Below are 19255 nucleotides of genomic sequence, written 5' to 3'. Positions count from 1 at the left end.
GTAGGTTGAATGCCAGGCATAGGCTGTGCGCCGAGAGGGCCTGATGATCTATCCAATACTGCTGACCCTGCACCTGTTCGCCGCCTTGATCTTTATCGGCACGGTGTTCTTCGAAGTGCTGTTTCTGGAGTCTATTCGTAAACAATTGCCCGCCCGGCTGATGGTGCTGCTGGAGCAGGCGATCGGCCGTCGTGCCCGGCAGCTGATGCCTTGGGTGTTGCTGGTACTGTTCAGTGCCGGGGCCGGGATGGTCTGGTTGCGTTATCTGCCGCTGATCGAACATCCATTCACTTCGTCATTCGGCACCTTGCTGCTGCTGAAAATCGTGCTTGCTGTCAGCGTGCTGTTGCACTTTCTGGGGGCCATGCTGCTGTTCAAGACCCAGCGCATGAGCGCCGCTTGGGTGAAGTTCATTCACACCAGTGTGTTTACGCATATGGTGGTGATCGTGTTGCTGGCCAAAGGCATGTTCTACCTGACTTGGTAGCCTGGGTTTGATACAAATCAAGGCCTATCAGCCATTCTCGGCAGACACTGAAACTCCGCAGCCCGTCTCGGAGCCCCGTCATGCTCGACGTCCTTCACGCCCACAACGAGCCCTTTGATCGACACGATGAAGGCGTGCTCGATGGCAATTGCCATGTCGATGTTGGCGCATACCACTCTGGTGTCGGTTCACTGGATGTACTGCGCGCGCTACGCCGCAGCCGCCAGCAGCAACGTTCGCTGGCGTTGAACCTGCAGGTGCCGGCCAGCGCTGAACCCGGTATCGATGCGTATTACCAAGGCCTGGCCCGGGAGATCGAGCGGGTCGGCTGTCACGTGGCGATGCAGCAGCGGGTTGAACAGTTTCACCTGGCTGGGATGACGCCGGAGCCCGCGATGCTGCAGCAATTGATGAGCCAGCTGCGCCGTCGCTTCAATTTTCTCAGCCATGAAAGCGCTGATTACAGCGTTGATGTTGATCTGCACCATACGACGTGGGCGACGATGGGCCTGCTGCGCGACCTGGGTTTTCATCATGTCAGCATCGGCGTTCCGAACATCAGCAACGGGCTGTCGGTGGCAGGCTTTCAGAACCCGGCGCCTATTCAGTCGCTGATCGATGCCGCGCGCACCTTTGGCTACCATACAGTCAGCGTCGACATCGGTTATGGCCATGCCTGGCAAACCCCACAGAGTGTTGCGCGCAAACTGACCACCCTGATCGAACTGGAGCCCGACCGCCTGCAGGTGTTCGACTACGCCCAGCCGCCGTTACGGTACATGCACGGTGCTCAAGCCGAGGCAGGTCATCAGCCAGACACGGCGTTGATGCGGCAAATCTGCTTTGAGCGCTTGCTGGCTGCTGGGTATCAGCATATCGGTCTGGGGTTGTTTGTACGGCCCGATGATGACTTGGCCATTGCTCAGGAGCGTGGCCGTCTGCACCGTAATGCGCTGGGCTTTACCCGCTATGGTGATTGCGATCATATTGGCTTTGGCCTCGGCGCGGTCAGCCAGTTTGAACGGTTGTACGCACAAAACACCGAGGTACTTGGCCTATATCTGGAAAAGCTCGAACAGGGGCAGTTGGCCACTTGCCGTGGCTGGTGTGTGCCCACCACGACCGCCTAGCATTGGGCAGGAGTCGACCTATGCAAGTGCTTGATCGCCGTAAAGCCTTGGCCATCACGCCAGTGTTGCGTCTGGCGTTCCGTCCGTTCTTTCTGGCCGGTTGTGGCTTGGCATTGGTCACTGTGCCGTTATGGTTGTTTGCATTGGGTGGTGCGCTGGGCGACTGGCAGCCTGCTGGCGGCTGGCTGGCCTGGCACCGCCATGAATTGGTGTTCGGCTTTGGCCTGGCTATTATCGCCGGCTTTTTGCTCACCGCCGGGCAGACCTGGACCGGCCAGCCGGGGTTGAGTGGCAAACCGCTGGCGGCATTGGCGTTGGTGTGGCTGGCCGCGCGGATTGCCTGGTTGGTCAATCTGTCGTGGCCGTTGCTGGCGCTGTTGGAACTGGTGTTTCCGCTTGTTGTGGCGCTGTTGATGGGCGCCATGCTCTGGCGTGTCCGGCAGCAGCGAAACTACCCGGTAGTGCTGGTATTGCTGCTGTTGACAGGCGCAGATGCTATGTCGCTGTACGGACTGATCCTGGGACACGACGGCTGGCAGCGTCAGGGCGTGTTCAGTGCTATCTGGCTGGTGGCGGCGATGATGGGCCTGATCGGTGGTCGGGTCATTCCGTTTTTTACCCAGCGTGGCCTGGGCCGGGTCGAAGGCGTTGCCCCCTGGCCCTGGCTTGACGGCGTGTTGCTGGCGGGAGCCATCCTGGTGGCCTTGCTGTATGCCGCTGGCCCGGCGCTGTCGGCCAACGCCTGGATCGGCGCGCTGTTCGCTGCGCTGACACTGGGGCACGGGGTGCGTTTGTGGCGCTGGCATGATCGCGGGCTGTGGCGTGTACCGTTGCTGTGGTCGTTGCACTTGGCGTATGGCTGGTTGGCATTGGCCTGTCTGGGTATGGCCTTGTGGCATTTCGGCGTTGCATTGAACCCCAGCCTTGCAGTGCATTGCCTGACCGTCGGGGCGATGGCCGGGTTGATTCTGGCGATGATCGCTCGGGTCAGCCTGGGCCATACCGGGCGCCCCTTGCAGCCGCCAGCGGGGCTGACCCTGGCGTTCATTCTGCTCAATCTGGCGGCAGTGAGCCGCGTGCTGTTGGTGTTGTGGTGGCCATTGATGGGGCTGTGGCTGGCTGCGCTGTGTTGGGTGGGGGCGTTTGCCTTGTATGCCTGGCGCTATGCGCCGATGCTGCTGCGCCCCCGGGTCGATGGACATCCCGGATAACCGTTAGCCAGGCAGGAGGCGAACGATGGTGTATCCCTATTTACTGATCATCCACCTACTGGCGGCGATTGCCTTCATCGGCTCGTTATTCTTTGAAGTGTTCATCTGGTATGCGGCACGCGGGCAGCTATCAGCCACTGCCCGACCTGCGGCAGACCAGGCCATCGCCTCGCGCTCACGCAAGGTCCTGCATGGGGTGGTGCTGGTGCTGTATGGCGCTGGCATTGGCCTGGCCTGGCACCATCGCGGCGCGCTCAGTCAACCGCTGGCCAGCAGCTTTGCCAGCCTGTTGAGCCTGAAGATCGTCCTCGCCCTGAGCATCATCGGCCATTACTTGTTGCTGGCCTACTGGTTGCAGCGGGGGCGCTTGAGCGAAGGCCGAGCGCGCTGGATTCGCTGCAGTATCCTCGGGCACATGCTGCTCATCGTGATCCTGGCCAAGGCGATGTTTTACGGGCATTGAGCCGGCTGCACACAGGGAAACGCTGCCATTCAGAAGTTTCCCACCAACACCTGAGAAAGGTCTTCTTTCAGATCCCCTAACTGATTGGCCTAATGCCAGCGCAAAAAGCGAAGTGGCATTTCAATCAGCGTGCTCAGGGGGGATGATGAAAGCAATCGGCATCATAAAATGTTCATTTTTGGCTATCGGCGCTTTGCTGCTATTGGGAGCAGGTGTCTCTTATAAAAGTACCGATGAGTTCCTGGCCAAGGCTGAATCTGCGACAGGCTCGGTAGTGGCGTTGTTGAACAATCAAGGTGGCTATGCGCCGGTCATCGCCTATGTTGACCGTGAGGGCAAGCCTTTCGAGTTGATTTCCAGCTTTTCCAGCAACCCACCAGCCTATTCGGTGGGTGATCGGGTTGAGGTGGTGTATTCAGCAGGTGCCCCGGCGGATGGGAAAATTGCAGGAATCACCGTGTGGCTCGCGACGATTATTCTCGCTGCGCTCGGTGCAGTGTTGCTGGCGGTTGGCATAATCATGGTGCTGATGGGGCGCCGGAAATCGCGCAAGCAAGCCGATTTGCGCAAGCATGGCCAGTTGGTGAAGGCGGACATTCAGTCGGTGGAAACGAACCCGCGTTTTGCAATCAACGGCCAGCACCCTTACATGATCCGCAGCCAATGGCTGAATCCACGTACCTCCAAGGTTCATGTGTTTGAAAGTGACAATATCTGGTTCGATCCTTCCGGCTATCTCAAGGATCAGTCGATCAGCGTGTTTGTCGATAGCAAGGACCCTACGAGGTATCACGTTGATATTTCATTTCTTCCCGGTAGTGCGGTTTGAGTCGGGCCGTTTGATCGTATCGCGGGGCAAGCCGGCTCCTACAAGCTTGATGTCGATCAATTCTGTTCCTTGGCTTTAGCCGTAGCCTGCACTGCATATTGTGTTTTTTTGAAAATTAACACCTATATGTAGTGCCAGGGGGATGGATGCGTAAGCGCGACAGCAAGACGCTGATCGAGGTGGCGAGCTCGATGAACGAGTACCTCGACCGCGAAGATTGGCGGGTCCAGGCCAACGCCAATCAGGGCTATTCGCTGGGCGGATTGGTGCTCAATGTGGCGGGCAAGGTGACCGCCAACTATTGGCTCGATGAGGTCTACAGCGAGGCGATTGGTCGGGCTCACCGTGAGGCCGATCTGCATGTGCACGATCTCGACATGCTCGCCGGTTATTGCGCCGGTTGGTCGCTGCGCACCCTGTTGCACGAAGGGCTCAATGGCGTTCCCGGTCGGGTCGAGGCGGGGCCGCCCAAGCACCTGAGCAGTGCGTTGGGGCAAATGGTCAATTTCCTCGGTACGCTGCAAAACGAATGGGCCGGTGCCCAGGCCTTCAGTTCCTTCGATACCTACCTGGCACCTTGCGTGCGCAAGGACCAGCTCGACTATGAGCAGGTACGTCAGGCCATTCAGGAGTTCATCTACAACCTCAATGTACCGTCGCGTTGGGGGACCCAGACGCCCTTTACCAACCTGACCTTCGACTGGGTCTGTCCGCAGGACCTGCGCGAGCAGATACCGGTAATCGGTGGCGAGGAAATGCCCTTTGCCTACGGTGAGCTGCAGGCTGAAATGGACCTGCTCAACCGTGCCTACATTGAAGTGATGCAGGCTGGCGATGCCAAGGGGAGGGTGTTCACCTTTCCGATTCCGACCTACAACATCACCCATGATTTCCCCTGGGACAGCGACAACGCCGAGCGCCTGTTCGAGATGACCGCGCGCTACGGCCTGCCGTATTTCCAGAACTTTCTCAATTCCGACATGCTGCCCAACCAGGTGCGCTCAATGTGTTGCCGCTTGCAACTGGATGTACGGGAACTGCTCAAGCGGGGCGGCGGGCTGTTCGGATCGGCCGAGCAGACGGGCTCACTGGGCGTGGTCACCCTCAATTGCGCGCGCCTGGGCTATCTGTTCAAAGGCGATAGCAACGGCCTGATCGAACGCCTGGACAGCTTGATGGAACTGGCCATGGAAAGCCTTGAGGTCAAGCGCAAGGTCATCCAGCAGCATATGGACGCTGGTTTGTATCCCTACACCCAGCGCTATCTGGGGACGTTGCGTAATCACTTCTCGACCATTGGCGTTAACGGCCTGCATGAAATGCTGCGTAACTTCAGTGATGACCAGATGGGCCTGCACACTGAAGCAGGCCGGCGCTTTGCGCTAAACCTGCTGGACCACGTGCGGGCCACGCTGGTGCGCTTCCAGGAGCAGACTGGCCACCTCTATAACCTTGAAGCGACACCTGCAGAAGGCACCACTTACCGTTTCGCCAAAGAAGACCGCAAGCGCTACCCCGACATTCTCCAGGCGGGCTGTGCGCAGGCGCCGTACTACACCAACTCGTCACAGTTGCCGGTGGGCTACACCGATGACCCGTTCGAGGCACTGGAGCTGCAGGATGAACTGCAATGCAAGTACACCGGCGGCACGGTACTGCACCTGTACATGGCCGAGCGGATTTCCTCAGCGCAGGCCTGCAAACAATTGGTACGCAAGGCGTTGAGTCGCTTCCGCCTGCCTTACCTGACGGTGACCCCGACGTTCTCCATCTGCCCGGTGCATGGCTATCTGGCGGGTGAACATGAGTTTTGCCCCAAATGTGATGAGGCGCTGGTGTGGGCGCAGCAATCGGCTGCGGCGCACTGATTTCGTTCAACCTGAGCACAAGGAGCTGTAATCATGACTGCACTGCATACCCTGCCTGAAGCACAACGCCAGCGCTGCGAAGTCTGGACGCGGGTGATGGGCTATCACCGGCCGGTATCGGCGTTCAACCCGGGCAAACAGACCGAGCACCGCGAACGCCAGCATTTCACCGAACGCCCGGCATCGACGCGCCAATGAGCCGAGCATTACGGGTCGGGGGCATGGTGCCCCTGACCACCCTCGACTACCCGGGCAAGTTGGCCTGCGTGCTGTTTTGCCAGGGGTGCGCCTGGCGCTGCCGGTATTGCCACAACCCACAATTGATCGCCGCGCGCAGTTGTCATGAGCTGGCCTGGGAGCAGGTGCAGGCGTTTCTTGGGCGTCGCATCGGTTTACTCGATGCGGTGGTATTCAGCGGCGGTGAGGCGACCTTGCAAGCGCAATTGCCTGATGCCATGGCAGAAGTCCGGCAAATGGGTTTCAGTGTTGGCCTGCACAGTGCGGGTATCAAACCGGAGGCATTTGCCCGGGCCCTGCCGATGGCTGATTGGGTTGGCTTCGATGTCAAGGCGTTAGCCGAAGAGTGCGCACTGATAACCCGGGTGCGGGGCAGTGGGGCGGCCAACTGGCGCAGTCTTGAGCTACTGTTGGCCAGTGATGTTGATTATGAATGCCGTACTACGGTGCATTGGCAACTGATCGATCCTGCACGGCTATTGGTGCTGGGCCAGCGCCTGAGCGAGCGTGGGGTCAAACGTTTCGTGGTACAGCCGGTACGTACTGCGCAGATGTTGGATGCAAGCCTGGCAAAGGTTTCGACGCAAAACGCGCTGTCCGCGTTGTGGGACAGCCTTGGCGAGATATTTCCGGAGCTTGAGGTGCGCAGTTGATGTGAATCAAGGCAGCGCGGTAGCGAAGTACTAACGTGGAAGCTCGCCCATTGTCTGTCTGGGAGATTTCATGGCCAAGCCCTTTCCCGTCAACCCAAAGCATCCCGAGCGTATCTGTTGGGGTTGCGACCGCTATTGCGCGGCAAACGCTCTGGCTTGCGGTAATGGTGCCGAACGGACCTTGCACCCGGCAGAGCTGTTCGGTGAAGACTGGAATATGCCGAAGGACTATGGCCTGGGCGAGCCAGCCCCCAGGGTGGGAGCGGGCTTGCCCCGCGATTGAACATACCGCTCAGAACACGCGCTGGTGCCTGTCCAACTGCTGATCGACCAGCCATTTACCATGCGCAAGCGAGGCATGTTGGGCGTTTTCCAGGTCGGCCATGAATGCCATCTTCACCGGCAGTGACAAGCGCCTGCTGGTGTGGCCTTCGGGATCGGTGATCAAGCAGCCGCCGGCAAACGGTGTGGGGATGCCGTCATGGGTTTCGACGCTGGCGGTGATGGTGTAATTGCGATGCGTGCACTGAAGGGTTTTCATCGTCCTGACCTCGCTACTGGGGTATCGGTCGTTCGCCGTTCTCAAGCACTCCTCGTTCAGGTGCTCTTTCGGGTATACCACAGCATCGGCCCGGAGGACGCCGGGCCGACGAACGCGAGCGCTTCGTTAAAACTCGGTCGGCTGAATGATCTCGACCCAGTAGTCGTCCGGATCCTTGATAAAGGCCAGGTGCTTCATGCGGCCATCACTCAGGCGCTTCTGGAAGTTGCAGCCCAGTTGCTCAAAGCGCTCGCACGCGGCGCGAATGTCTGGCACCGAGATGCAAATGTGGCCAAAGCCGCGAGGATCGGTGTTGCCGTTGTGGTAGGCAAAGTCCGGATCGTTTTCGCTGCCGTGGTTGTGGGTCAGTTCGAGGATGCCAGGGATCGACTTCATCCATTCGGTACGCTTGGCGGCGTCAGCCGGGATCTGCGCCTTGTCGACCAGGGCAAGGAAATACAGGCTGAACTCGGCTTCTGGGAAGTCGCGTTTTTCCACCAGGCTGAAGCCCAGGACGCGGGTGTAGAAGTCCAGCGACTTGGCGACGTCCTTGACCCGCAGCATGGTGTGGTTGAAGACAAAGTTCTGGGTCGCGGCATCCGGTTGCGCGGTGACACCCGGGAGGGTGTCGAGATGGTTCAGGCTCATGGGCACTCCGCTTTCAAGAGGCTGGCAACTGCAGTGCCAGCAAAACAGTCAGGGCCACATGATACGGAACTCAAATCATTGCGCAAAGCAAAAGCGCCCCGCCTGGCAAGGGCGGGGCGCAAGCATTAGCAGCCCGCCGAAGCGGGCGTATGGGGCGCTATTCCTTTAGCGGTCTTCATCCTGAGTGAGTGGTTGTGAAAAAAGTGTGAAGAACACCGTCACTGACGCAACCAGCCGTCGACCGTTTTTGCCCCGTACTGTTCTTTCCAGGCTTTGAGGCCGCGGTGGTTGCCGCCTTTGGTTTCGATCAGCTCGCCGGTGTGGGGGTTTTCATACACTTTAACCACCCGGGCGCGACGCGTTTTCGGTGCAGCTCCCGCCCCTTTGGCCACGGCTTTGGGGTCGAGGATTGCAATGATATCGCGCAGGTTCTTGCCATAATTCTTCATCAGCCCGACAAGTTTTTGTTCGAACTCGATTTCGCGCTTGAGGCCGGCGTCCTTTTTCAGCGCCTCCAATTGCGCCATCTGTTCTTGAAGCGCTTTTTCGGCAGCACGAAACTCTGCAAGTCTGGACACTGTCATCACTCCTTTATGTCAGCAGTGACCCGGCATACGTAAACACAAGGAACGGTCTGAATAACGCAGCCAGCACTGGGTGGGTACAACATGGCACTACTAAAGAGTGTAGTAGTCCGACGGCAGCGGGTAAACATTTGAAATTTAACGTTGCTGCAATGGAACTTTCTTACTTACCTGCGCGTTAATAGGAAATAACTAGTCAATATCCCGTCGTCTCCTTAGACCATGGTCCAATGGGCCGTAATAGAGCGGTTTCGAGATAATTCATGGTCGGCCTCAAGATGTATGAGCGCCGGTTGTGTTGCCGGGGCCAAGAACGGTGCCGGTTGTGTTTTGTCATTCTTTCGGATTGCGCTTCTCATGTTTGCCCCATTCCCACTTGCACCCGGTCGCAGCCTGGCTGGCTTGCTTGCGATGTTGGCTGCCGCTTCGTCTGAAGCCGGCGGATTTCTCGAAGACAGCAGCGCTAAAGTCGAAGCACGCAATGTCTATTTCAATCGCGACTTTCGTGATGGCCATGTCAGCTCCAGCCAGGGCGCTTCGAAACGCGAAGAGTGGGCTCAGGGATTCATTCTCAACGTGCAGTCTGGTTATACCCAGGGCCCAGTGGGTGTTGGCGTTGATGCCGTGGGTATGCTCGGGATCAAACTTGATTCCAGCCCGGCCGACAGCAACAGTGGCTTGATGCCGTCCACTGGCCACGACCCGCGGGAATCGGTGGACCAATATGCCAAGCTCGGCGTGACCGGGAAGTTGCGCTATTCGCGCAGCGTCCTCAAGTACGGTGCGCTGATGCCCGACATGCCCTTGCTCAAGTACAACGACGGCCGTTTGCTACCCACCCTGTTTCACGGCGCGTTGCTCACCTCCGAGGAAATCAACAACCTCACCTTTACGGCTGCCCGGCTGGACAAGTACACGGCGCGCGATTCGACCGATCGCCAAGACATTCGTGTGCATTGCAAAAACAAGCGCTATGCCTGCAACACCACTGCCGATCATTTCGATATGGCCGGCATCAACTACCGCTTCAATGAGCGGCTCAGCGCTCAGTATCAGGTTGCCAAGCTGGAGAACATCTACCGTCAGCATTACTTCGGTGTAGTGGCCAGCCAACCCCTTGACGTTGGTAGTGTGTCGGCAGATCTGCGCCTGATCAAAAGTGATGACATTGGCAACGCCCGCGCCGGTGAAATCGACCATCGTGCCTTTAGTGGCATGCTCGGTTACAGCCTGGGCGGACACAAAGTCAGTGCCGGCTGGCAGCGCATGTACGGTGAAAGTGCTATGCCGTACCTGGATGGCAGCAATCCGTATCTGGTCAACTACGCGCAGGTCAACGACTTTGCCGCTGCCCAGGAGCGTTCCTGGCAACTGCGCTACGACTATGACTTCAAAGCCTTGGGCGTGCCTGGCTTGAGCTTTTTTACCCGGTACATCAACGGTGACCACATCAAAGTGCCCGGTAGCCTGGCTGAAGGCAAGGAGTGGGAACGCGACACCGAGCTCAAGTATCAGGTTCAGAGCGGAACCTTCAAGGACGTCAGCGTGCGCCTGCGTAACTCCACCTATCGCAGCAACTACGAGCAGTGGGCGCGGGACATGGATGAAACCCGGGTGATCGTCAGCTACAACTTCTCTATCTGGTAAACAGTACATTGCCCCTGTTTCTTGACCGGCCGACAATGGCGGCTGGCCAAGACAGGGAATCAAATGCAATGAAACAGCTGTTGTTGATTGGCATCGGGCCGGGCAATCCGCGCCAGATTACCTTTGAGGCGGTCGATGCACTCAAACGTGCCCAGGTGTTCTTTGTCCTCGACAAGGGCGCGGCCAAGGACGAGCTGCTGCAGATGCGCAAGGACATCCTTGAACGCTACATCCCACATACGGACTACCGCCTGGTGCAGGTTGAGGACCCGCAGCGCGATGCCGACGCCAGCGATTACCTGGGCGCAGTGCAAGACTGGCACCAGCAACGCGCCGCACTGTACGCCCGGTTGATTGAAAGCGAACTGGCCGATGGCGAGAGCGGGGCCTTCCTGCTGTGGGGCGAGCCGACGCTGTATGACAGCACCTTGCGCATCCTTGATCACGTGCAGGCCCGCGGCGTTGCCATCGAGCTTGAGGTGATCCCCGGCATCAGCAGCGTCCAGGCCCTGGCCGCGCGTCATAAGATTCCCCTGAACCGCATTGGCGAGCCCTTGACGGTATTGCCGGGGCGGCGCCTGGCCGAGCAAGTGAAGATCGACAACCTGGTGGTGATGCTCGATGGCCAGTGCGCGTTTGCCGCGCTGGACGATCCACAGTTGCAGATTTACTGGGGTGCCTACCTCGGCACAGCGGATGAAATACTCATCGCCGGGCCTTTGCACGCGGTACGTGAGCAGATCCTTGAGCAGCGCCAGCAGGCGCGCTTGCGCAAGGGTTGGATCATGGACACTTATCTGCTGCGTCGGTCGCTATAGCCAGGCGGTTCTTGGCCTCGATCCACTGCGCCATGTATTGCGTGCTCTTGTGTTGATGGTGACGCAGCATCGCACCGGTGAAGTTGAACAGGCGGTGCTGGTCGAGGTCGCCCAGGGCATATTCGATGCGTTCGACCAGCGCTGCGCTGTGTTGGCGGCGGTCGTAGCGTGCGCCCAGCAGCTGAAGTCCCTGTTGCTGCGCCTGCTGCCAGCGCACTGGGTCGCTGTACAGCTGCGCGGCGGCCTCGGCCAGTCCTTCAGCAGTGCTGCTCACGGCGCCAGGCCAGGGCAGGGCACCGTGCATGGCTTCGGCACCAATCGGTGTGGTCACGCTCGGGGTGCCGCAGAGCATGGCGTCGGTCAGCTTGCCCTTGATCCCAGCGCCGAAGCGCAGCGGAGCCAGGCAGATGCGCGCATCGCTCATCACCTGCAGGGCGTCTTCGGCCCAGTTCATGATGTGAAAGCCTTCCACCGGCTTGTGCAGCGCTGTGGCTTTGGGCGGCGTGTAGGCGCCATAGATGTGCAACTGGGCCTGCGGCAGGCGCCGACGGATCATCGGCCACAGGCTGTTCTTCATCCACAGCACAGCGTCCCAGTTGGGCGCATGGCGAAAATTGCCGATGCTGAGGAAATGCGCGCGCTCTTCGTAAGGCTTGTACGCTGTGGTCGGCACATCGACCATCAACGGGCACCAGTGCAACAGGTGCTCGGGTACGCCGAAGCCGTTGATCAACAGGTCGATTTCGACATCGGAGATCATCAAGCTCAGGTCGCTGCGGTAGATCGCCGCAAGCTCACGCAGGGTCAGGTCAGCCGTGGCCATCTGCCGATACAGCTCGGGCCCGGAGGTGGCGAACAAGGCGCGGAAGTCGTTGGGGTCGAGCCCTTCGATTAGGCGTCGGCGCAGCAGTTGCTGGCGGGCATCACGCAGGCTTTGCAGGTCGGAGGTTTCCAGTACGCGCAAGGCGTTGGGGCAGTGTTTTTCCACGCGCCAGCCGAATTGCTCTTCCATCATGAAGCGGTCGAACAGCACCACATCCGGGGCCAGCGCGCTGACAAAGTGGTCAAAGCTGCTGTCGTTGAGGCTAATGGCCTGCTCGGCAATCCCCAGCGCGGCAAGGTCAGCCTTGTGTTCGCCGACCATTGCCGGGCTGCTGAAAGTGACCCGCCAACCGCGCTGCACGAAGCTTTCGAGGATCTGCATCATGTGCCCGCCGGCAGCCGAGGAGCGTGGTTCAGGCCAGACGTAACCAATGACCAGGACGTTGAGAGCGGGCGTGAGCATGAGCGGAAAAGGCCTTGGAAAAAAGGCGCATTCTACCCGGTTCTAATGCCCTTTGTAGGAGCGGGCTTGCCCCGCGATGCACTTGATCCGTTACACCCCATCGCGGGGCAAGCCCGCTCCTACTGACAAGATGCTCTGCACTTTGTCGCGCAACTGATCAATGCTGAACGGCTTGCCAATCAGGTACATGCCGTCCGGCACCTCGGTGTTTTCGGCGTAGCCACTGGCAAACAGTACGGGCAACAAGGGCCGTGCTTCGCGTGCTTTGGCCGCCAATGCCCGGCCGTTCATGTCAGGCAGACCGATATCGGTCATCATCAATGCCAGTGGTTGCCCGGGATCATTCAGGATCTTCAGCGCCGCTGCACCATCCTCGGCTTCAATCACTGCATAACCCAAGGTTTCCAGCACATCGATGATCAACATGCGCACGATAGCGTCATCTTCAACAACCAGAAGGGGCGCGTTGGGTGGAAGCATGTTCAAGGTCCTGTTTTTTGGTGTGCGTACTTACTCTGTAAGCCGATCGTTGCCTGAAGTTCCCCGGGTGTTTTACCAATGGCAGTCTGTAATACCTGTAGGGAACGATTATGGCATTCAGGCCTCAAATACTGGCTAAATGCCCTGTTGGCTGCGCCAAAGCTGTTTAGACTCATGACTGCAAGGCTGCTTGGAGCGCCTTCAGTCAGCGGAATATAGAACAAATACTCGAATAATCCGCCACACTCTTTTGATTGATTCACTTGCCCGGACGTTCGCGATGATTCAACCAGCCTCAATCGATCAGCAAAGTTTTCGCAAGTTGCTGAGCCGCAACATTGGTCTGCCCCTTGGGGTTGGCTTGCTCAGCGCTGTGGTGTTCGTGGTGGTGATCAACTACCTGTTGTCGGCCATCCAGTGGGTGGAACATACCGATCGGGTGATCAACAACGCCAACGAGGCGGTGAAACTGTCGATCGATATGGAAACCGGTATGCGCGGTTTTCTCATCACCGGTGACGAACGCTTTCTTGAACCCTACGAGCTGGCCAAGCCGCAGGCGCTGACGGGCTTGATGAACTTGCAGCAAATGGTCACTGACAACCCGCAACAGGTTGAGCGTCTGGAGCGTTTGATGGCGCTACAGCAGGAATGGAACACCTTCGCCAACCAGGTGATCAGCCTGCGCCGCGAAGACGGTGACTTCCGCGAACCGATTCAAGAAGGGCGAGGCAAACGTATCACCGATGAAATCCGCAAGGAGTTCGAGGCGTTCATCGGCATGGAGCAGCAGTTCCGGGTGGCGCGCAACGAACAGGTCAGTACCCAGACGGTGTGGGCGATTTCCGTGTACCTGGCCTTTATTGTCTTGCTCAGCGCGCTGTTGGCTTACCGTGGCCGGCGCGATCTGTTGGCGTTGTCGTCGAGCTTTACCAGCAATCTGCAAGCCCAGCAGCGCTCGGCCCAACGCCTGGAACAACAAGCCTGGTTGCGCAGCGGCCAGACGCAGTTGGCCGAACAAGTGATTGGCCAACTGACCCTGCCGATGCTGGGCAGCAATGTCCTGCGGTTTTTTGCCCACTACCTGGGTAGCGTGGTGGCGGCACTGTACGTGCGTGATGAGCATGGCGGACTGCATCGTGTGGCGTGCTACGGTTTCTCTCGAGAGCAAGAAGCGCGTGAGCAGGTGATCGGCCATCAGGAAGGTATTCTCGCCCAGGCCGTGAATCAGGGGCGTTTGCTGCGCCTTGATGATGTGCCGGCAGACTACTTCAAGGTCAGTTCAGGCCTTGGCGAGGGTTTGCCGCGCAGCGTGCTGGTGATGCCGGCGAACAATGACGGACAGATTAACGGTGTGGTCGAACTGGGCTTTTTGCGCCCGGTGACTGAGCGTGACATCGAGCTGCTTGAGCTGGTTGCCGAGAACCTCGGTACCTCGATTGAGAGCGCCCGCTATCGTCAACGCCTGCAGCAAGTGCTGGCCGAAACCCAGCAGCTCAACGAAGAGTTGCAAGTACAACAGGAAGAGCTGAAAACCGCCAACGAAGAGCTTGAAGAGCAGTCGCGGGTGCTCAAGGAGTCGCAAGCCCATCTTGAGACGCAGCAAGCCGAGCTTGAGCAAACCAATGAGCAACTGGCCGAGCAGCGTGACGCGCTGAACCGGAAAAACGGCGAATTGAAGCACGCGCAGGCAGAGCTGCAGACGCGGGCTGAAGAGCTGCAGCGTTCGAGCAAATACAAGTCTGAATTCCTCGCCAACATGTCCCACGAGTTACGCACACCGCTCAACAGCTCACTGATTCTGGCCAAGTTGCTGGCAGAAAATACCGAAGAAAACCTCAGTGATGAGCAGGTCAAGTTTGCCGAGTCGATCTACTCGGCGGGCAACGATCTGCTTAACCTGATCAATGACATCCTCGACATTGCCAAGGTCGAGGCCGGCAAGCTTGAAGTGCGCCCGCAAAATACACCGTTGGCAGGCTTGTGCGAGGGCCTGCAAGCGCTGTTCGAGCCGCTGGCCAGCGACAAGCAGCTGAACTTCAGCATCGTCATCGAACCGCAGGTGCCGCACAGCCTGTTCACCGATCGCCAGCGGCTGGAGCAGATCCTCAAGAACCTGCTGTCCAATGCGCTGAAGTTCACCGAGAAAGGTGAGGTCAACCTGACCGTCAGTTACCAGCCAGGAGCAGGGGTGGTCTTCGCCGTGCGCGACAGTGGCATCGGTATCGCAGCAGACCAGCAGCAAAGCATTTTTGAAGCCTTCCATCAGGCCGATGGCACCAGCAACCGGCGCTACGGCGGTACGGGTCTGGGCTTGTCGATTTCCCGCGACCTGGCGCAACTGCTCGGTGGCCAGATCAGCGTTGACAGCAGTCTGGGCAAGGGCAGTGTGTTCAGTCTGATTGTGCCGGAACGCTACGAGCCGATCATCAACCAGGAGGCCGCGCCGCGCCTCAGTCATCCACCGGCCCAGATGCTGGCCGCCGAGCCGCAAGTACCACTCACCAGCGCGCTGCTGCCACGCAGTGCACCGGCATTTGCCGACGACCGTGAGCTGGCGCCATTCAGTAACCGATGCATTCTGGTGGTGGAGGACGAGCCTAATTTCGCCCGCATTCTCTTCGACCTGGCGCATGAGCTTGGTTACAGCTGCCTGGTGGCTCAAGCCGCTGACGAGGGTTTTGAACTGGCGGCCCGATTTGTACCCGATGCGATCCTGCTCGACATGCGCCTGCCGGATCACTCCGGCCTGACCGTGCTGCAACGGCTCAAGGAGCAAGCCAGCACTCGCCATATTCCGGTGCATATCATTTCGGTGGAGGATCGGGTGGAGGCGGCCATGCATATGGGCGCCGTCGGCTATGCGGTGAAACCCACCAGCCGGGAAGAGCTCAAGGCGGTGTTCGCCCGTCTGGAAGCCAAACTGACCCAGAAGCTCAAACACATTCTGCTGGTAGAGGACGATGACCTGCAGCGCGAGAGCATTGCCCGCCTGATTGGCGACGACGACATCGAGATCACCGCCGTCGGCATGGCGCAGGAGGCCTTGGACCTGCTGCGCGAGAACCTCTACGACTGCATGATCATCGACCTGAAGCTGCCCGATATGCTTGGTAACGAACTGCTCAAGCGCATGTCGACCGAAGACATTTGTGCCTTCCCACCGGTAATCGTCTACACCGGGCGCAACCTGACCCGCGATGAAGAAGCCGATCTGCTCAAGTATTCGCGCTCGATCATTATCAAAGGCGCGCGCTCACCGGAACGCTTGCTCGACGAAGTGACCCTGTTTTTGCACAAAGTCGAATCGACGTTGTCCCATGAGCGCCAGCGCATGCTCAAGACTGCGCGCAGTCGCGACAAGGTCTTCGAAGGGCGCAAGCTGTTGTTGGTAGATGATGACGTACGCAACATCTTCGCCCTCACCAGTGCGCTGGAGCACAAGGGCGCGATCGTCGAGATCGCCCGCAACGGGCGCGAGGCCATCGAGCGCCTGGAACAACACTCGGACATTGATTTGGTGCTGATGGACGTGATGATGCCGGAGATGGATGGCTATGAGGCCACACGGCTGATTCGCGAACAACCGCGCTGGCGCAAGTTGCCGATCATCGCCGTCACGGCCAAGGCCATGAAGGACGATCAACAGCGCTGCCTGCAGGCCGGCGCCAATGACTACCTGGCCAAGCCGATTGACCTTGACCGCTTGTTTTCGCTGATCCGTGTCTGGCTACCGCAACTGGAGCGCATTTGACTATCGAACATAACACCGACATCGAGATAGGGCTGTTGATCGAGGCGATCTACCTCAAGTACAGCTACGACTTTCGTGACTATTCCGGTGCCTCGATCAAACGCCGGATCCTGCATGCGGTGCGCCAGTTCGACTGCAGCACGGTGTCAGCGCTGCAGGAGCGGGTACTGCACGACCCCGGCGCGTTCATGCACCTGCTGCAGTTCCTGACCATTCCCGTCAGTGAGATGTTTCGCGACCCGGAGCACTTTCTGGCCTTGCGCCGCGACGTGGTGCCGCTATTGCACACCTGGCCTTCGCTGAAAGTCTGGATTGCCGGCTGCAGCACCGGTGAGGAGGTCTACTCAATGGCCATCCTGCTGCGCGAGGAGGGGTTGCTGGAACGTACCATCATCTATGCCACCGACATCAACCCCAGTTCCCTGGACAAGGCCAAGCAGGGCATCTATTCAATGCAGAGCATGCGCGAGTATGCCCAGAACTACCGCAAGGCTGGCGGCCAGCGTGACTTCAGTGAGTACTACACCTGTGCCTACGGCAACGCGATTCTCGACAGCAGCCTGCGCGACAACGTGACCTTTGCCGACCACAGCCTGGCCACCGACAGTGTGTTTTCCGAAACCCAGCTGATTTCCTGCCGCAATGTGCTGATCTATTTCAACAAGCGCCTGCAGGACCGTGCTTTTGGCCTGTTTCATGAGTCGCTGTGCCACCGTGGCTTTTTGCTGTTGGGCAGCAAGGAAACCCTGGATTTCTCCGCCTATGCCGATCGTTTCCAGGCCCAGGCCAAACCCGAACGGATCTACCGCAAGTCATGAACGGCATAGAGGCGGTTGTGCTCGGTGCCTCTGCCGGTGGCGTCAGTGCCTTGCTCAGCCTGTTCCATGCCTTGCCGCTGGATTATCACCTGCCGCTGGTGTGTGTGCTGCACCTGCCCGACGACCGCCACAGCCAGTTGGCAGAAGTGTTCAGCCGCAGGCTGGGGCGCCCGGTGTGTGAGGCACAGGACAAGCAGCCGGTGGCCGCCGGCATGATTTATTTCGCTGGCCCCGGTTACCACCTGTCAGTGGAGCGCGACCGCAGCTTCTCGTTGAGTCAGGAGGAACGGGTGTATTTCTCCCGCCCTTCGATCGACTTTCTGTTTGCCTCCGCCGCCGATGCCTATGGCCCGGCGCTGCTCGGGGTGCTGCTGACCGGTGCCAATGAGGATGGCGCCCGGGGGCTTGCGCAGATCAAGCAGCAGGGCGGTTACACCATCGTTCAAGACCCGCACGAGGCACAGGTCGCGACCATGCCCCAGGCGGCGCTGGCCTTGCATCATCCTGACTACATACTGCCGTTGAGCGGCATCGGGCAATTGCTCGCCACACTGGAACTTGCGCAATGCTAAGTCATATCCAAGCGAAACTGCTGATCGTCGACGACTTGCCGGAAAACCTGCTGGCGCTGGAAGCGTTGATCAAGGGCAACGACGTTGAAGTGCATCAAGCGCAGTCCGCAGACCAGGCGCTTTCGTTGTTGCTCGAACACGAATTCGCGCTGGCGATCCTTGATGTACAGATGCCGGGCATGAACGGTTTCGAACTGGCCGAACTGATGCGCGGCACGGAGAAGACCAAGAACATCCCCATCGTTTTTGTCAGCGCCGCCGGGCGCGAGATGAACTATGCCTTCAAGGGCTATGAAAGCGGCGCGGTGGATTTTCTGCACAAGCCGCTGGACACCCAGGCGGTGAAAAGCAAAGTGGCGGTGTTTGTCGACCTGTTCCGCCAGCGCAAAGCTCTGGGTCAACAACTCGAAGCACTGGAGCGCAGCCGCGAGGAACAGGAACAGTTGCTGACCCAGCTGCAGTGCGCCCGACGAGAGCTGGAACATGCGGTGCGCATGCGTGATGACTTCATGTCGATTGTCTCTCATGAAGTCCGTACGCCGCTCAACGGCCTGATTCTGGAGACCCAACTGCGCAAGCTGCACCTGGCGCGTGGCAATGCCGAAGCCTTTACCCTCGACAAGATGCAGGCGATGGTTGATCGCGATGAACGTCAGATCAATAGCCTGATCCGCTTGATTGAAGACATGCTTGATGTATCGCGTATACGCACCGGCAAACTGTCCATCCGACCCAGCCCGTTTGACTTGACGCAACTGGTGGCGGGCCTGGTCGAGAACTTCAGCGCGCAGGCTGTAGCGGCGGGTTCGACGATTGCCTTCAACGCGCAGGCGTCGTTGTCGGGCGTCTGGGATGAGTTCCGGATCGAACAGGTAGTGGCCAACCTGCTGACCAATGCCCTGCGTTACGGGGCACACAAGCCCATTCAGGTGCGGGCCTTCGAGGCGCAGGGGTTGGCTTGTGTCGAGGTGCGTGACCAGGGTATTGGAATCAGCGCCCAGAACCAGCAGCGCATCTTTCAGCAGTTCGAGCGTGTGGCCTCAAACCAGGGCAATGCCGGGCTTGGGCTGGGCTTGTACATCTCGGAGCAGATCGTGTTGGCGCATGGCGGGCGCATTGACGTGCACAGCGCTGAAGGCGAGGGCGCAACCTTCACGGTGCGCTTGCCGCGCAATGCGATTTGACGGTAGGAGCGGGCTTGCCCCGCGATTGCAATGTGGCTGACACACC

General features: G+C 59.0%; 18 protein-coding genes and 2 pseudogenes. 15 read left to right on the top strand and 5 right to left on the bottom strand.

Annotated elements, in window-relative coordinates:
• Positions 1 to 43: 43 nt before the first annotated feature.
• The 9 genes and pseudogenes from ACVWSC_RS16070 to ACVWSC_RS16030 all read left to right on the top strand — a co-directional run bounded on the left by ACVWSC_RS16070 (position 44) and on the right by ACVWSC_RS16030 (position 7161).
• Positions 44 to 487: a CopD family copper resistance protein gene (locus ACVWSC_RS16070; protein ID WP_442107722.1), complete on the top strand. Its 444-nt coding sequence runs from the start codon at positions 44 to 46 to the stop codon at positions 485 to 487.
• An 80-nt stretch (positions 488 to 567) separates the two neighbouring features.
• Positions 568 to 1593 (top strand): annotated as a pseudogene (locus ACVWSC_RS16065) (oxygen-independent coproporphyrinogen III oxidase); the annotation flags it as partial.
• Positions 1594 to 1637: 44 nt separating this feature from the next.
• Complete coding sequence (locus ACVWSC_RS16060) at positions 1638 to 2828, top strand: NnrS family protein (protein ID WP_476461703.1); 1191 nt, start codon at positions 1638 to 1640, stop codon at positions 2826 to 2828.
• Between the two features lie 25 nt (positions 2829 to 2853).
• On the top strand, positions 2854 to 3291 hold the full coding sequence (locus ACVWSC_RS16055; protein ID WP_442107718.1) for a CopD family copper resistance protein: 438 nt from the start codon (positions 2854 to 2856) through the stop codon (positions 3289 to 3291).
• Between the two features lie 142 nt (positions 3292 to 3433).
• Positions 3434 to 4120 (top strand): DUF3592 domain-containing protein, encoded by a 687-nt coding sequence (locus ACVWSC_RS16050; protein ID WP_476461702.1) that lies wholly within the window; start codon positions 3434 to 3436, stop codon positions 4118 to 4120.
• Positions 4121 to 4272: 152 nt separating this feature from the next.
• Positions 4273 to 5988 (top strand): annotated as a pseudogene (locus tag ACVWSC_RS16045) (ribonucleoside triphosphate reductase); the annotation flags it as partial.
• 33 nt (positions 5989 to 6021) lie between these two features.
• Positions 6022 to 6186 (top strand): anaerobic ribonucleoside-triphosphate reductase, encoded by a 165-nt coding sequence (gene nrdD, locus ACVWSC_RS16040; protein ID WP_476461701.1) that lies wholly within the window; start codon positions 6022 to 6024, stop codon positions 6184 to 6186.
• Entirely contained in the window at positions 6183 to 6878 is a 696-nt protein-coding gene (locus ACVWSC_RS16035) for an anaerobic ribonucleoside-triphosphate reductase activating protein (RefSeq protein ID WP_442107714.1), read from the top strand. Before nrdD ends, ACVWSC_RS16035 begins: the two co-directional genes overlap by 4 nt.
• Before the next feature lie 70 nt (positions 6879 to 6948).
• Positions 6949 to 7161, top strand: coding sequence for a DUF3079 domain-containing protein (locus ACVWSC_RS16030; RefSeq protein ID WP_442107712.1), 213 nt, complete (start codon positions 6949 to 6951; stop codon positions 7159 to 7161).
• A gap of 9 nt (positions 7162 to 7170) precedes the next feature.
• On the opposite strand, the gene ACVWSC_RS16025 is transcribed toward ACVWSC_RS16030, so the two are convergent.
• From ACVWSC_RS16025 to ACVWSC_RS16015, 3 genes are all read right to left on the bottom strand, one after another.
• Positions 7171 to 7419, bottom strand: a complete 249-nt coding sequence (locus ACVWSC_RS16025; RefSeq protein ID WP_442107710.1) for a hypothetical protein — start codon at positions 7417 to 7419, stop codon at positions 7171 to 7173.
• A 126-nt stretch (positions 7420 to 7545) separates the two neighbouring features.
• The gene (gene gloA, locus ACVWSC_RS16020) at positions 7546 to 8067 is read right to left on the bottom strand and encodes a lactoylglutathione lyase (protein ID WP_442107708.1); all 522 of its coding nucleotides are present in this window, start codon (positions 8065 to 8067) and stop codon (positions 7546 to 7548) included.
• Positions 8068 to 8285: 218 nt separating this feature from the next.
• Entirely contained in the window at positions 8286 to 8645 is a 360-nt protein-coding gene (locus ACVWSC_RS16015; protein WP_442107706.1) for a histone-like nucleoid-structuring protein, MvaT/MvaU family, read from the bottom strand.
• Between the two features lie 363 nt (positions 8646 to 9008).
• Between ACVWSC_RS16015 and ACVWSC_RS16010 the strand changes: the two genes are divergently transcribed.
• Together ACVWSC_RS16010 and cobF are read left to right on the top strand one after the other, a co-directional pair.
• The gene (locus tag ACVWSC_RS16010) at positions 9009 to 10298 is read left to right on the top strand and encodes an OprD family porin (protein ID WP_442107704.1); all 1290 of its coding nucleotides are present in this window, start codon (positions 9009 to 9011) and stop codon (positions 10296 to 10298) included.
• A 68-nt stretch (positions 10299 to 10366) separates the two neighbouring features.
• Positions 10367 to 11116 carry a precorrin-6A synthase (deacetylating) gene (cobF, locus tag ACVWSC_RS16005; protein WP_442107702.1) on the top strand — a complete coding sequence of 250 codons (750 nt, stop codon included), beginning with the start codon at positions 10367 to 10369 and terminating at the stop codon, positions 11114 to 11116.
• On the opposite strand, the gene ACVWSC_RS16000 is transcribed toward cobF, so the two are convergent.
• Both ACVWSC_RS16000 and ACVWSC_RS15995 read right to left on the bottom strand, forming a co-directional pair.
• Entirely contained in the window at positions 11082 to 12401 is a 1320-nt protein-coding gene (locus ACVWSC_RS16000) for a glycosyltransferase (RefSeq protein WP_442107700.1), read from the bottom strand. The genes cobF and ACVWSC_RS16000 overlap by 35 nt on opposite strands.
• A 90-nt stretch (positions 12402 to 12491) precedes the next feature.
• Positions 12492 to 12881, bottom strand: a complete 390-nt coding sequence (locus ACVWSC_RS15995) for a response regulator (RefSeq protein ID WP_442107698.1) — start codon at positions 12879 to 12881, stop codon at positions 12492 to 12494.
• 280 nt (positions 12882 to 13161) lie between these two features.
• Here ACVWSC_RS15995 and ACVWSC_RS15990 point away from each other — a divergent pair, with 280 nt between their 5' ends.
• From ACVWSC_RS15990 to ACVWSC_RS15975, 4 genes are read left to right on the top strand one after another with little or no spacing between them, the layout of a single operon-like run.
• Positions 13162 to 16635: a response regulator gene (locus ACVWSC_RS15990; protein WP_442107696.1), complete on the top strand. Its 3474-nt coding sequence runs from the start codon at positions 13162 to 13164 to the stop codon at positions 16633 to 16635.
• Positions 16632 to 17453: a CheR family methyltransferase gene (locus ACVWSC_RS15985; RefSeq protein ID WP_442107694.1), complete on the top strand. Its 822-nt coding sequence runs from the start codon at positions 16632 to 16634 to the stop codon at positions 17451 to 17453. Before ACVWSC_RS15990 ends, ACVWSC_RS15985 begins: the two co-directional genes overlap by 4 nt.
• Positions 17450 to 18025 carry a chemotaxis protein CheB gene (locus ACVWSC_RS15980; protein WP_442107692.1) on the top strand — a complete coding sequence of 192 codons (576 nt, stop codon included), beginning with the start codon at positions 17450 to 17452 and terminating at the stop codon, positions 18023 to 18025. Before ACVWSC_RS15985 ends, ACVWSC_RS15980 begins: the two co-directional genes overlap by 4 nt.
• Complete coding sequence (locus ACVWSC_RS15975; RefSeq protein ID WP_442107690.1) at positions 18019 to 19209, top strand: hybrid sensor histidine kinase/response regulator; 1191 nt, start codon at positions 18019 to 18021, stop codon at positions 19207 to 19209. The genes ACVWSC_RS15980 and ACVWSC_RS15975 overlap by 7 nt, the downstream gene beginning before the upstream one ends.
• Positions 19210 to 19255 lie beyond the last annotated feature (46 nt).

The sequence above is a fragment of the Pseudomonas sp. NUPR-002 genome (genome assembly GCF_056322725.1).
The sequence above is the reverse complement of the archived record's forward strand: the minus strand, read 5'-3'. Positions and strand labels throughout refer to the sequence as shown.